General features: G+C 72.5%; 9 protein-coding genes. 4 read left to right on the plus strand and 5 right to left on the minus strand.

Annotation, left to right across the window (positions count from 1 at the left end; translation table 11 throughout):
• The first annotated feature begins 24 nt into the window (after window positions 1–24).
• A complete protein-coding gene (locus GGD88_RS00445) occupies window positions 25–270 on the plus strand; it encodes a hypothetical protein (protein ID WP_184430860.1) in 246 nt (81 codons plus the stop codon).
• On the opposite strand, the gene GGD88_RS00450 is transcribed toward GGD88_RS00445, so the two are convergent.
• Window positions 242–1168 carry an AEC family transporter gene (locus GGD88_RS00450; RefSeq protein WP_184430861.1) on the minus strand — a complete coding sequence of 309 codons (927 nt, stop codon included), beginning with the start codon at window positions 1166–1168 and terminating at the stop codon, window positions 242–244. The genes GGD88_RS00445 and GGD88_RS00450 overlap by 29 nt on opposite strands.
• 165 nt (window positions 1169–1333) lie before the next feature.
• Between GGD88_RS00450 and GGD88_RS00455 the strand changes: the two genes are divergently transcribed.
• Complete coding sequence (locus tag GGD88_RS00455) at window positions 1334–2560, plus strand: aminomethyl transferase family protein (RefSeq protein WP_184430862.1); 1227 nt, start codon at window positions 1334–1336, stop codon at window positions 2558–2560.
• A gap of 94 nt (window positions 2561–2654) precedes the next feature.
• Here GGD88_RS00455 and glnA read toward each other — a convergent pair whose 3' ends face one another.
• Both glnA and GGD88_RS00465 read right to left on the minus strand, forming a co-directional pair.
• Window positions 2655–4064, minus strand: a complete 1410-nt coding sequence (gene glnA, locus GGD88_RS00460) for a type I glutamate--ammonia ligase (protein ID WP_184430863.1) — start codon at window positions 4062–4064, stop codon at window positions 2655–2657.
• Between the two features lie 127 nt (window positions 4065–4191).
• On the minus strand, window positions 4192–4530 hold the full coding sequence (locus tag GGD88_RS00465) for a P-II family nitrogen regulator (RefSeq protein WP_184430864.1): 339 nt from the start codon (window positions 4528–4530) through the stop codon (window positions 4192–4194).
• Window positions 4531–4830: 300 nt separating this feature from the next.
• On the opposite strand from GGD88_RS00465, the gene GGD88_RS00470 reads away from it, so the two are divergent.
• Complete coding sequence (locus GGD88_RS00470) at window positions 4831–5202, plus strand: hypothetical protein (RefSeq protein ID WP_184430865.1); 372 nt, start codon at window positions 4831–4833, stop codon at window positions 5200–5202.
• A gap of 41 nt (window positions 5203–5243) precedes the next feature.
• Entirely contained in the window at window positions 5244–6422 is a 1179-nt protein-coding gene (locus tag GGD88_RS00475) for an aminotransferase (protein WP_184430866.1), read from the plus strand.
• Window positions 6423–6552: 130 nt separating this feature from the next.
• Here GGD88_RS00475 and hrpB read toward each other — a convergent pair whose 3' ends face one another.
• Both hrpB and GGD88_RS00485 read right to left on the minus strand, forming a co-directional pair.
• Window positions 6553–9093 carry an ATP-dependent helicase HrpB gene (gene hrpB / locus GGD88_RS00480; RefSeq protein ID WP_184430867.1) on the minus strand — a complete coding sequence of 847 codons (2541 nt, stop codon included), beginning with the start codon at window positions 9091–9093 and terminating at the stop codon, window positions 6553–6555.
• A gap of 197 nt (window positions 9094–9290) precedes the next feature.
• Window positions 9291–14297: hypothetical protein (locus GGD88_RS00485; protein ID WP_221236928.1), on the minus strand; the 5007-nt coding region annotated here is incomplete at its 5' end.

Below are 14297 nucleotides of genomic sequence, written 5' to 3' on the forward strand. Positions count from 1 at the left end.
GCAGTCCAATCAGGAGGGCGCGCCATGAGCGAAGCGGCCGCGATCGTCTTCATCGAGGTGTTCATGTGGGCTGGCGGGGCCTTCTTCCTGCTCTGGCTCGACCGCCGCAACCTCAACAAGGCCAAGGCCGAGACCGCCCGCCGCAAGGCGCTGGAGGCACAGGCGCGCGCCGCGCCGTCACCGGCCCTGGTGCCGACGGGCGCCACGGCCGCCGGCAGCGAAGGGGAGGCGGCGGTCCGCCCTACGGCACCAGCCACACCAGGACGGTGAGGGTGACGACCGACAGCAGGGTCTGGGTCGTGATGATGCCCGCCACCAGCGGCGCGTCCCCGCCCATACGCCGGGCCAGCACGTAGGACGAGGCCGAGCAGGGCAGGCCGCCGTACAGCACGGCGACCGTGGTCGTGACCGCGTCCAGGCCGGCCAGGGCGCACCCGGCCCAGACCAGCAGCGGCACCACCGCCAGCTTGGCCACGCCCGAGACCGCCACCGGCGCGCCAGCGTGTCGCAGATGCGCGAACGACAACCCAGCCCCCACCGCCAGCAACGCCACCGGCAGGGCGGCGCGGCCCAGGATCTCCAGCGTCGGCCCGATCACCGGCGGCAGCCCGAGGCCGGTCGCGTTCAAGGCGATGCCCAGCGCGCAGGCCAGGATCAGCGGATTGGTGACGATGCCGCGCGCCACGCCCCAGGGGCTGGCCGACTGGCCGGCGCCGAAGCGCGCCATGCAGGTCACCGACAGGACGTTGACCAGCGGCACCACGACGGCGACGCCGATCGCGGTGAGCGTGACGCCGGTGTCGCCGAACAGCGCCGCCGCCACCGCCAGCCCGATGTAGGTGTTGGGCCGGATCGCGCCTTGAAAGACGCTGGTGAAGGCCGGACCGTCGACGCCCAACCGCGCTCCGAGTGTCCGGCGGGCCGCCACCGTCACCGCCGCCACCAGCAGCACCGCCGCCGCCTGGATCGTCATCAGCGGCGCCCAGGCGACCGCGGTCATGTCGGCCTTGGCGAGGTTGGCGGTCAGCAGGGCGGGGAAGGTGACGGTGTAGGTCAGCGTCTCCGCCGGCCCCCAGAACGCGTCCGGCAGCCAACGCCCGCGCTTCAGTCCGAAGCCGAGCAGGATGACGAGGAACACGGGCAGCACGGCGGCGAGGGTGTCGGTCATGACGGCGTCATTCTACCCACGAGGCGCCGTCACGGGCAAAGGGCGCGCCCTGGTCGCGCCCTGCGCCGACGACTACACTCGGAAGCGCAGCCATCGCGCGTTCGGCGCCGCCACGCCGGAGCCCGCCGCGTCACCCAGGGTCCACTCTTATGGGGGCAATGTCACATGTCGGATGGCCCGCAGACCGTTTCCTTTGCCGTCCTGCCGCTTCCGAGCGACGCGGCAGGCAGCGGGACCGAGTTCGCCCGCACGCTGGCGGCACACCCCCTCGTCCACCAGGAACTTCCCTACGATCCCCAATACACGGTCTACAATCGGCGGCTGACCGCGCTCCGCATGACCAGCGGATCGGCCGAAGACGCCTACTGGCGGCTGCGCCGTCACGTGATCCTGCGTCACACCGGGGAACTGCCGATCGAGGTCCGGGGGCCGGATGCGGTCCGGCTGCTCGATCTCGTCTTTACCCGCGACGTGGCCAAGACCCGGGTCGGACGGTGCAGTTATCAGATCGCCTGTCTGGACGACGGCGGCATGATCATGGATGGCGTCCTCGTGCGTCTGGCCGAGGATCGGTTCTGGTACGGGCAGGCGGATGGTGACCTGACGCTCTGGCTCAAGGCGCAGGCCCGTGGCCTGGACGTCGCGGTCGTGGACCCGGGTGTCTGGGTCAGTCAGGTGCAGGGTCCCGACTCGCTGAGGGTCCTGGAGGCCGCGGTGGACGGGCCGTATCCCGACCCGTTCCGCTACTTCGATGCCGCCCGGGTTCGGATCGCCGGGCAGGACGTGGTCATCACCCGGACCGGGTTCACGAACGAGCTCGGATGGGAGGTCTACCTTGAGCCCGGCGGCGATACGCCGGCCGTGGGTGACCGCATCCTCGACGCCGGTCGGCCCTATGGCCTGACCCCGGTGGCGGTGGGCGGCGCGCGCCGGATCGAGGCCGGGTTGCTCAACGCCGGCTCCGACTTCGACGAGACGGTGACCCCGTTTGCCGCCGGACTGGGGTCCATGGTGGACCTGGACAAGCCGGCGTTCATCGGAAAGGCCGCGCTGCAATGTGCCGACACGCGCTCCCGCACCTGGGGCCTGCGCGTCCCGGGGGGCGTGGCGCGCCTCGGTCTGACGCTCGAGACCGAGGGCGCGCCGGCTGGGCGCGTCTGCTCGTCCGCGTGGTCGCCGTTTCTGGGGTGCGGCGTGGCGATCGTGCGGCTCGACGAGGCCGGGCCCGGTCCGGGCACGCCCATCGCGGTGGTGTGCCATGACGATCGCACCCGCCCCGCCGAGCTCTGCACGCTGCCGATGTACGATCCGCATCGGGAGATCCCGCGCGGCAAGCGGGTCGATATTCCGACCTTTCCCCGCCCGGAGATGGGGCGCGACGAGGGGGCGTGAGTCTGGCCGGCCTTGTCAGTCCTGACGGGTCAGGATCACGGCGGCGCTGCCGGAGGCGATGGACCGGACGCGTCCGGTCCACCGCCGATCGGCATTACACGCTATAGTACATCTGGAACTCGACCGGGTGCGGGGTGTGCTCGAAGGCGTACACCTCTTCCCACTTCAGCTCCAGGTAACCGTCGATCATGTCGTCGGTCATGACGTCGCCCTTCTTGAGGAAGTCGCGGTCGGCGTCGAGCGCCTCCAGCGCGTCGCGCAGGCTGCCGCACACCGTCGGCACGCCGGCCAGTTCCTCGGGCGGCAGGTCGTATAGGTTCTTGTCCATCGGGTCGCCCGGGTGGATCTTGTTCTCGATGCCGTCCAGGCCGGCCATCATCATGGCGGTGAAGGCCAGGTAGGGGTTCGCCGACGGGTCGGGGAAGCGCACCTCGACGCGCTTGCCCTTGGGGCTGGCGACGTACGGGATGCGGCAGGAGGCCGAGCGGTTGCGCGCCGAGTAGGCCAGCAGCACCGGCGCCTCGAAGCCCGGGATCAGGCGCTTGTAGCTGTTGGTCGACGGGTTGGTGAAGGCGTTGATGGCGCGCGCGTGCTTGATGATGCCGCCGATGTAGTACAGCGCGGTGTCCGACAGGTCGGCGTAGCCGGAGCCGGCGAACAGCGGCTTGCCGTCCTTCCAGATCGACTGGTGGGTGTGCATGCCGGAGCCGTTGTCGCCCATCACCGGCTTCGGCATGAAGGTCGCGGTCTTGCCGTAGGCGGCGGCGACCTGATGCACCACGTACTTGTAGATCTGCATCTGGTCGGCGGCCTCGATCAGGGTGCCGAACTTGAGGCCCAACTCATGCTGCGACGGCGCCACCTCGTGGTGGTGCTTTTCCATCGGCAGGCCCATCTCGGCCATCACCGTGACCATCTCGGCGCGCAGGTCCTGGCCGCTGTCCACCGGCGGCACCGGGAAATAGCCGCCCTTGACGCCCGGGCGGTGGCCGAAGTTGCCCTCCGGCAGTTCGCGGCCGGTGACGTAGGGGCCTTCCTCGGAGTCCAGCTCGAACATGATGCGGTTCATGCTGACGTCGTAGCGGACGTCGTCGAACACGAAGAACTCCGCCTCCGGCCCGAAGAACGCGGTGTCACCGATGCCGGCCGACTGCATGTAGGCCAGGCCCTTCTTGGCCACCGAGCGCGGGTCGCGGTCGTAGGGCTGGCCGGTCGAGGGCTCGATGACGTCGCAGAACAGCACCAGCAGCGGCTGGGCGGCGAACGGGTCCATGACCGCCGAGGCCAGGTCCGGCTTCAGGACCATGTCGGATTCGTTGATGGTCTTCCAGCCGGCGATGGAGGAACCGTCGAACATGATGCCTTCGGTCAGCATGTCCTCGTCGATGGTCGAGACGTGCTGGGCGGTGTGCTGCCACTTGCCCTTGGGGTCGGTGAAGCGGAAATCGACATACTTGACGTCGTTTTCCTTGATCATTTCGAGAATAGTGCTGACGTCCGACATTGCCGTTCGTTCCCTTGTCTTGTCTGTCTTTCCGGGTCCCGTGTGGCGCCGGCCCGGGGCCGGAGCGCCGTCGCGGGGCCGTCCCGCCGGGCGCGCCCCGGCGCGCCCCTTCGGCATTTCCTGGCGCCTAGATCGCGTCGCCGCCGCGTTCGCCGGTGCGGATGCGGATGGCCTCCTCCACCGGCGTGATGAAGATCTTGCCGTCGCCGATGCGTCCGGTCTGCGCGGCCTGCTGGATCGCCTCCACGGCCCGGTCGACCTGGGCGTCGTCGAGCACCACCTCGATCTTCACCTTGGGCAGGAAGTCCACGACGTACTCCGCGCCGCGGTACAGCTCGGTGTGCCCCTTCTGACGGCCGAAGCCCTTGGCCTCGGTGACGGTGATGCCTTGCAGGCCGATGTCGTGAAGGGCCTCCTTCACCTCGTCCAGCTTGAAGGGTTTGATGATGGCCTCGATCTTTTTCATGGAGTCCGGTCTCTTCTCGCCCAGGATCGCGCGCCCGACAGCCGGCGGCCGTCGCGCCGCGCGCCATCCCGTGTCTTCGGGATCGGTCTGTTCCTTATCACGCCGCGTGCCAATTGCGCGAGCGCCCCGTCTGCCGCCGAAACCCCCGGGTTTCCGCCTCGCGCCGGCGGCGGGCGCGATGCTGCGTTGCCCAACGCCCTTGCAGCGCGCCTAATTCCTGGGCACAAACGAAGCGGGCCGACCGCCCGGCCCGCCCGCTCCGTCCTGGCCCCTCTCTCGTCTCCCCGGGGATCGTCGCCGATGTCGCTCAGCCACGCCTTCACCGCCCTGTACGCCGCGCTCGAGATCCTGGCGACCCTGGATGCCGACCTGAGCCACCGCCTGTGCGTGGTCTACCGCCGCTGCCTGCGGTCCATCCCGCTGGACGAGGTGGCGTTGCCGGCGGTGCGGACGCAGATCCAGACGGTGCGCGACCGCCTGGCCGCGCACGATCCCGAGGGCGCGGCCGGCGCCGCCGCCACCCGGACCTCGCGGGTGAGCGACCTGCCCAGCCAGGAGATGGAGGATCTGGCGCGCCAGATCGTCGACCTGTACATGGACCTGTTGCTGGGCGCCCGCTCGGGCGCCGACACGACCCGCCACACCCAGGGCGGCGAGTTCCCGCCGACCTGAGCGCCCCTTCCGCCTCCCTCTCGCCAACGGACGAGGTCCCGGTGAAACCCGCCAACAGCGTCCTGTCGTCGTACGGCACCACCATCTTTACCGTCATGTCCAAGCTGGCCCAGGAGCACGGCGCCGTGAACCTGGGCCAGGGCTTCCCGGAGGGCCTGGAGCCGCCGGCGGTGCTGCGCGCCGCCGCCGCGGCCGCCGAGGCCGGACCGCACCAGTACCCGCCGATGATGGGCATCCCGGCGCTGCGCCGGGCGGTGGCCGAGCACGACCGCCAGTTCTACGGCCTCGACCTGGACCCCGAGACCGAGGTGATGGTCACGTCGGGCGCCACCGAGGCGCTGGCCGACTGCCTGTTCGGCCTGATCGAGCCCGGCGACGAGGTGGTGCTGATCGAACCGCTGTACGACAGCTATCTGCCCATCGTGCGCCGTGCCGGCGGGGTCCCGCGACTGGTGCGCATCCAGCCGCCGGACTGGACCCTGCCGCGCGAAGCGCTGGCGGCGGCCTTTTCCGACAGGACCAAGCTGGTGCTGCTCAACAGCCCCATGAACCCGTCCGCCAAGGTGTTCGACGACTCCGAGTTGACGTTCCTCGCCGACCTCGTGATCCGCCACGACGCCTATGCGGTCTGCGATGAGGTTTACGAGCATCTGGTGTTCGATGGCCGCCGCCATGTGCCGCTGATGACGCGGCCGGGGATGCGCGAGCGCTGTGTCCGCATCGGCTCCGCCGGCAAGACGTTCTCGGTGACGAGCTGGAAGGTGGGCTATGTGGTGGCCGCGCCGGCACTGCTGGCCCCCATCGCCAAGACCCACCAGTTCCTGACCTTCACCACCCCCACCTGCCTGCAGACGGCGGTGGCCTTCGGGCTGGGCCAGGACCCGGCGGTGCTGGAACACCTGGCCGTCGATATGGCGGCGCGCCGCGACCGGCTGGCGGACGGACTGCGGGCGCTGGGCTTCGCCGTGATGGACTGTGCCGGCACCTACTTTCTGACCGCTGACATCCGCGGCGTCGGATTCGACGGGGGCGACGAAGACTTCTGCCGCCACATCACCACCGAGGCCGGGGTGACGGCGGTGCCGTTCTCGGCCTTCTACCAGGACCCGGCGGCCGCGCCGCGGCACTACGCCCGCTTCTGCTTCGCCAAGCTGGACAGCGCCCTGGACGAGGCGGTGGCCCGCCTGGCCCGGCACTTTGGCGCCCGCGTGCCGGCGTAGCCGGGGAGGTGAGCGGTCCCACGCGGGAGCGTGGGACCGAGAAGGGATAGCTCTTGCGCCCTCGCGCCCGCGGGGACGCCCGCCTATCGTCTCTCGCGCCCCCGCTCCTGCGGGGGCGCGTGGTGCCTCCTTATCCCGTGTCCCGTCGCGCCGCCGCCTTGGTGCGGGTGGTCGGCGGCGCCGTGGTCGGATCCGCCGGCCAGGGGTGCTTGGGGTAGCGGCCCTTCATCTCCTTGCGCACCTCGGCCCAGGCCCCGCGCCAGAACCCGGGCAGGTCGCGGGTGATCTGCACCGGCCGGCGCGCCGGCGACAGCAGCCGCAGCACCACCGGCACCCGCCCGCTCGCCAGGGTGGGGTGGACGTCGAGCCCGAACAGCTCCTGCACCCGCACCGCCAGCGCCGGCCCCTCCGGATCGTCGTAGTCCAGCGCCAGACGCGAGCCGGTCGGCACGGTCAGGTGGCTGGGCGCCCGCGCCTCCAGGTCGCGCGCCCGCTCCCACGGCAGCAGGGCGGACAGCGCCGCCCGCAGGTCCAGGCGCTCCAGGTGGGCGCGCCGGTTCAGGCCGGCGACATACGGGGCCAGCCAGTGCTCCAGCGTGGCCAGCAGGGCGGCGTCCGACAGGTCGGGCCAGCCCGCCTGCGGCCCGTCCACGTGAGCCAGGAAGCGCACCCGGGCGCACCAGCGGGCCGCCGCCGGGGTCCACGGCAGGGCGGCAAGGCCCATCTGTCGCACCCCGTCCAGCAGCGCGGCCGTCACCGCTGCCGGGTCGGGATCGGGCAGCGGGGTCTCGGTCAGCAACAGGGCGCCCAGGCGGGTGCGCCGCCGCGCCAGCACCGCCGCCTCTCGCGCCGACCAGGCGATCTCGTCCGCCGTCTCCAGGGCGGCGATGCGGCCCGCCATCACCTCCGCCGCCTCCAGCGGGGCCGCCAGCCGCACCCGCGCTTCCGCGCCCGGCCGGTCGGACAGGTCGGCCACCGCCAACCAGTCTGCCGCCGCCAGCGGATCGGCGGGGTCCAGAGTCACCCCGCGCCCGCCCGACAACTGAAAGCGACCCGCCTGCGGTCCGGCCCGGCGCCGGGCGATGCGGTCCGGGTAGGCCAGGGCGAGCAGGGCGCCGGGGTCGGTGTCGGCCGCCGGCGTCGCCCCGTCACGCCCGCCGGCCAGCCGGCGGATCTGGCGCGCGGCCGCACGGATCCGCGGCACCGCGCCGGCCTGGGTGCGGTCGGCCGGCCGGCGTCCGGCGAGCAGGTCGAGGCGGTGGCGCAGGTCCGCGTCCCGTCCCCCGGGCGCGCCCCGCAGCGGGTCGCGCTCGGACAACAGGGCGGCGATGTCAGCAGCCAGCCCGCCCAGACCCCTGTCCACGCCCGTCACCACCATGTGCGCGAGGCGCGGGTGCAGCGGCAGCCGAACCAGGGCGCGGCCGTGGGCCGTGACGCGCCCGGCGGCGTCGAGCGCGCCCAGGCCATGCAGCAGGTCGCGGGCCGCCGCCCAGGCGCCGGCGGGCGGCGGATCCAGCCAGGCCAGGGCCGCCGGGTCGGCGACTCCCCAGGCGGCCAGTTCCAGCACCAGCGGCGCCAGGTCGGCCTCCAGGAGTTCCGGCCGGGAGAACGGCGGCCGGGCGCCGTGCGCCGCCTGCGGCCACAGCCGGTGGCACACCCCCGGTCCCAGGCGTCCGGCGCGGCCGGCGCGCTGGTCGGCCGAGGCCTGCGACGCCGGCACGGTGTCCAGCCGGGTCAGGCCGCGCCCGGGGTCGAAACGCGGCACCCGGGCCAGGCCGGCGTCCACGACGATGCGCACCCCGTCGATGGTCAGGCTGGTTTCGGCGATGGCGGTGGCCAGCACCACCCGGCGGGCGCCGCCCGGGTCGGGGCGCAGGGCAGCGTCCTGGCGGTCCGCCGGCAGGGCGCCGTAGAGCGGCCGCACCCGCGCCCCGGGGAGCGGTTCCAGGGCGGCGGCGACCGCCCGGATCTCGCGCTCACCGGGCAGGAAGGCCAAGACGTCGCCGGTGGGCTCGTCCGCCAGCGCGGCGCGCACCCGGGCGGCGACGGCGCGGGCCAGGCCGTCCAGGCCCGGCGCCGGGGCGGGGTGGTGGTGGATGGTCACGGGGTGCTGGCGGCCGGCACTCTCGATCACCGGGGCGTCGCCCAGCAGGCGGGCCACTGCGGCGCCCTCCAGCGTGGCCGACATGACCAGCAGGCGCAGGTCCGGCCGCAAGGCGCCCTGGGCGTCGAGGCACAGGGCGAGTCCCAGGTCGGCCTGAAGGGCGCGTTCGTGGAACTCGTCGAACAGGACGGCGCCGACGCCCTCCAGCGCCGGGTCATCCTGGAGACGGCGGGTCAGGATGCCCTCGGTGACCACCTCGATGCGGGTGCGCGGGCCAACGGCGCTGTCCAGGCGCACCCGGTAGCCCACGGTCTCGCCCACCGGCTCGCCCAGGGTCGCGGCCATGAAGCGGGCGGCGGCGCGCGCGGCCATGCGGCGCGGCTCCAGCATCAGCAGGCGCTGACCGCCCAGCCAGGGCGCGTCGAGAAGGGCGAGCGGCACCCGCGTCGTCTTGCCGGCCCCGGGCGGTGCGATCAGTACCGCGTTCGGGCCGCGGGCGAGCGCGGTGCTCAGGTCCGGGAGGACGGCCTCCACGGGGAGGGAGAGGCGGGGGGGCAGGATGGACATGGCGGCCCGCATGCCGCGACCCGGCGCCGGCGTCAAGGCCGGCGTCGGGTCGGGCTGCGATCCGTCGGGATGGGCGGGGCCGGGAGACAGGGCGCCCGTTCCCGCCGTGGCATGGAACCGGTGCGGACCGGATGGTCCGGGGCCGGGGAACCGCACTCCCTGCCCCGGACCGGACACCCGGACCGCACCACGGTCGGCTACAGGTCCTCGCCGCCGTCGCCCTGTGCGTCGTCCATCAGGTTCGACGCGTCGGCCGGAGCGCCGAGGTCGGGAGCCCCACCCTGCGGGTTAGGCTGTGGCCCGTCGCCCTGCGTCAACTCCTCGAACGAAACGCCGAGTTCGGTTTCGCCGCCACCGTCGTCGCCACCGTCACCGGTGTCGTCGCCGCCACCGTCGTCGCCACCGTCACCGGTGTCGTCGCCGCCGTCGTCCTCATCGGCGTCGTCGTCGGCGTCCGCGTGTCCGGCCTCGTCCTCGGCGTCGTCATCACCGCCGTCATCGTCCGCCTCACCGGTGTCGTTGTTGGCATCGTCATCGCCGTCGCCGTCGTCGTCGCCGGACGGCGGATCGGACGCCTTGGACTGTGGGCCGTCCTCCGGATCGACGTCGTCGTCGTCTTCGCCGTCGTCGTCGTCTTCGCCGTCGTCGTCGCGATCGGCATCGTCGTCGCCAGCCGGCGCGTCGACCCAAGCCGCAAGCTCCGGACCACCCTCAGGCTCGCCGCCGGTGTCGCCGTCGTCGTCGCCATCGTCGTCGGCGCCGCCGTCGTCGTCATCGGCCTGGCGGTGCGAGTCGGCCGTCGCGCCGTCATCGGCCTCGTCGTCGGCATCCGCGTCGCCATCCGCGTCGGCATCCGTGTCCGCGTCGCCGTCGCCGTCCGCGGCGCCGCCGACCTGGATCGACTCGTCGAGGGTGGCTTCGAGGCTCCGCACGCCCCACCAGCCGCCGTCGTCAACGTCGGAGTCGCCGTCGGAGTCCGAGTCTCCGCCGCTGCCGGACCAGCCGCCATCCCACTGACCGCCGCCGTCGTCGTCGTCCTCGGCACCGCCTTCGCCGCCGTGGGTCCACCACCACCAGCCGCCGCCCGGCTTGCACCCGCCGTCGTCGTCGGAGTCGTGGTCCCCGTCGCTGTCATGGTCGCCGTCGGAGTCGTGGTCCCCGTCGCTGTCATGGTCGCTGTCGGAGTCGTGGTCCCCGTCGCTGTCATGATCACCGTCGGAGTCATGGTCCCCATCGGAGTCATGGTCGCCGTCGGAGTCGTGGTCCCCGTCGCTGTCATGATCGCCGTCGGAGTCATGGTCCCCATCGGAGTCATGGTCGCCGTCGGAGTCGTGGTCCCCGTCGCTGTCATGGTCACCGTCGGAGTCATGGTCCCCATCGGAGTCATGGTCGCTGTCGGAGTCCTGGTCCCCGTCGCTGTCATGGTCACCGTCGGAGTCGTGGTCCCCGTCGCTGTCATGATCGCCGTCGGAGTCATGATCGCCGTCGGAGTCATGGTCGCCGTCGGAGTCGTGATCCCCGTCGCTGTCATGGTCGCTGTCGGAGTCGTGGTCCCCGTCGCTGTCATGGTCCCCGTCGGAGTCGTGGTCCCCGTCGCTGTCATGGTCACCGTCGGAGTCGTGGTCGCCGTCGGAGTCATGGTCACCGTCGGAGTCGTGGTCTCCGTCGCTGTCATGGTCACCGTCGGAGTCATGGTCCCCGTCGCTGTCATGATCGCTATCGGAATCTGAGTCGCTATCGGCGTCGGCGTCGGCATCGGCGTCAGCATCGGCGTCCGCATCCGCATCGGCATCCGCGTCGGCATCCGCATCGGCATCGGCGTCCGCATCGGCGTCAGCGTCCGCATCGGCATCGGCGTCCGCATCGGCGTCCGCATCCGCGTCCGCATCGGCGTCAGCGTCAGCGTCCGCATCGGCGTCCGCATCAGCGTCCGCATCGGCGTCGGCGTCCGCATCCGCGTCGGCGTCCGCATCCGCGTCCGCGTCGCAGTCGGCATCCGCATCCGCATCCGCGTCAGCATCCGCATCGGCGTCGGCATCGGCATCCGCGTCGGCATCCGCATCGGCATCGGCGTCCGCATCCGCGTCAGCGTCGGCATCGGCGTCAGCGTCCGCATCGGCATCCGCGTCCGCGTCAGCGTCGGCGTCAGCGTCCGCATCGGCATCCGCGTCGGCATCCGCATCCGCATCGGCGTCGGCGTCCGCATCGGCGTCGGCGTCCGCATCCGCGTCCGCGTCGCAGTCGGCATCCGCATCCGCATCGGCGTCGGCGTCCGCATCGGCGTCGGCGTCCGCATCCGCGTCCGCGTCGCAGTCGGCATCCGCATCCGCGTCGGCGTCGGCATCCGCATCCGCGTCGGCGTCGGCATCCGCATCCGCATCGGCGTCGGCATCCGCATCCGCGTCGGCGTCCGCATCCGCGTCGGCGTCGGCATCCGCATCGGCGTCAGCGTCGGCATCCGCATCGGCGTCAGCGTCGGCATCCGCATCGGCGTCAGCGTCGGCATCGGCGTCCGCGTCGGCATCGCAGTCGGCATCCGCATCCGCATCGGCGTCGGCATCCGCATCAGCGTCGGCATCGGCATCCGCGTCAGCATCCGCGTCAGCGTCCGCGTCGGCATCGGCATCCGCGTCAGCATCCGCGTCGGCGTCCGCATCCGCGTCAGCGTCGGCATCGGCGTCCGCATCCGCATCCGCATCCGCATCGGCATCCGCGTCAGCATCCGCATCGGCATCCGCATCGGCGTCGGCATCCGCATCCGCGTCGGCGTCAGCGTCAGCGTCGGCATCGGCATCCGCATCGGCATCCGCGTCGGCGTCCGCATCCGCATCGGCGTCCGCATCCGCATCGGCGTCCGCGTCGGCATCGGCGTCAGCGTCGGCATCCGCATCGGCGTCCGCATCAGCGTCGGCATCGGCGTCAGCGTCGGCATCGGCGTCGGCGTCCGCGTCAGCGTCCGCATCCGCGTCAGCATCCGCGTCGGCGTCGGCGTCGGCATCCGCATCGGCGTCCGCATCGGCGTCGGCATCCGCGTCGGCATCGGCGTCCGCGTCCGCATCAGCGTCGGCATCGGCGTCAGCGTCGGCATCGGCGTCCGCATCGGCGTCGGCATCCGCATCGGCGTCAGCGTCGGCATCCGCATCGGCGTCGGCGTCGGCATCCGCGTCGGCATCGGCGTCCGCATCGGCGTCGGCGTCAGCGTCCGCATCCGCATCCGCGTCGGCATCCGCATCCGCATCAGCATCCGCGTCGGCGTCGGCGTCCGCATCCGCATCGGCGTCCGCATCGGCGTCGGCATCCGCATCGGCGTCAGCGTCGGCATCCGCATCGGCGTCGGCGTCAGCGTCAGCGTCAGCGTCCGCATCGGCGTCCGCATCAGCGTCCGCATCGGCATCTGCGTCCGCATCCGCGTCGGCATCCGCATCCGCGTCGGCGTCGGCATCCGCATCGGCGTCGGCATCCGCATCCGCGTCGGCATCGGCGTCCGCATCGGCGTCGGCATCCGCGTCGGCATCGGCGTCCGCATCCGCATCGGCGTCGGCATCCGCATCAGCGTCGGCGTCGGCATCCGCGTCAGCATCCGCATCGGCGTCGGCATCCGCATCGGCGTCCGCGTCGGCATCGGCGTCAGCATCCGCGTCGGCGTCCGCATCCGCGTCGGCGTCGGCGTCCGCATCGGCATCCGCATCCGCGTCGGCATCCGCGTCGGCATCGGCGTCCGCATCCGCGTCGGCGTCCGCATCCGCGTCGGCGTCCGCATCGGCATCCGCATCGGCATCGGCGTCCGCATCGGCATCCGCGTCGGCATCGGCGTCCGCATCGGCGTCAGCATCCGCGTCGGCATCGGCGTCGGCATCCGCGTCGGCATCGGCGTCCGCATCGGCGTCCGCGTCCGCATCAGCGTCGGCATCGGCGTCAGCGTCGGCATCGGCGTCCGCATCCGCGTCGGCGTCCGCATCCGCATCGGCGTCCGCATCGGCGTCCGCGTCGGCATCGGCGTCAGCGTCGGCGTCCGCATCGGCGTCAGCGTCAGCGTCCGCATCGGCGTCCGCATCCGCATCGGCGTCCGCATCCGCATCCGCATCGGCATCCGCATCGGCATCCGCGTCGGCATCCGCATCCGCGTCGGCGTCAGCGTCAGCGTCGGCGTCAGCGTCGGCATCCGCATCCGCGTCCGCATCCGCATCGGCGTCGGCGTCGGCATCCGCGTCGGCATCCGCATCCGCATCGGCGTCCGCATCCGCGTCCGCATCGGCGTCCGCGTCAGCGTCGGCATCCGCATCGGCGTCCGCATCCGCATCGGCGTCCGCATCCGCATCGGCGTCCGCATCCGCGTCGGCATCCGCGTCGGCGTCGGCATCCGCATCCGCGTCAGCATCCGCGTCCGCATCCGCGTCGGCATCCGCGTCGGCGTCGGCGTCCGCATCGGCATCCGCATCGGCGTCGGCGTCAGCATCGGCGTCCGCGTCGGCATCGGCATCCGCGTCGGCATCCGCATCCGCATCCGCATCGGCGTCCGCGTCGGCATCCGCGTCAGCGTCCGCGTCGGCATCGGCGTCCGCATCCGCGTCGGCGTCCGCATCGGCGTCGGCATCGGCATCCGCGTCCGCATCGGCGTCAGCATCCGCATCGGCGTCCGCGTCGGCGTCGGCATCCGCGTCGGCGTCGGCATCGGCGTCCGCGTCGGCATCCGCGTCGGCGTCGGCGTCCGCGTCAGCATCCGCATCCGCATCGGCGTCGGCGTCCGCGTCGGCATCGGCGTCGGCATCGGCGTCCGCGTCGGCATCGGCGTCCGCGTCGGCGTCTGCGTCGGCGTCCGCATCCGCATCGGCGTCCGCATCCGCATCGGCATCCGCGTCGGCATCCGCATCGGCGTCGGCATCCGCGTCGGCGTCCGCATCGGCATCCGCGTCAGCATCCGCATCGGCATCCGCATCGGCGTCGGCATCGGCGTCCGCGTCGGCATCCGCGTCCGCGTCGGCATCCGCATCGGCGTCAGCGTCGGCGTCCGCGTCGGCATCGGCGTCAGCATCGGCGTCAGCGTCGGCATCCGCGTCGGCATCGGCGTCCGCATCCGCATCGGCGTCAGCATCGGCATCCGCGTCCGCGTCCGCGTCGGCATCGGCGTCAGCATCGGCGTCAGCGTCGGCATCCGCGTCGGCATCGGCGTCCGCATCCGCATCGGCGTCAGCATCGGCATCCGC

This window comes from Roseospira goensis, from assembly GCF_014197795.1.
GTDB lineage: Bacteria > Pseudomonadota > Alphaproteobacteria > Rhodospirillales > Rhodospirillaceae > Rhodospira > Rhodospira goensis.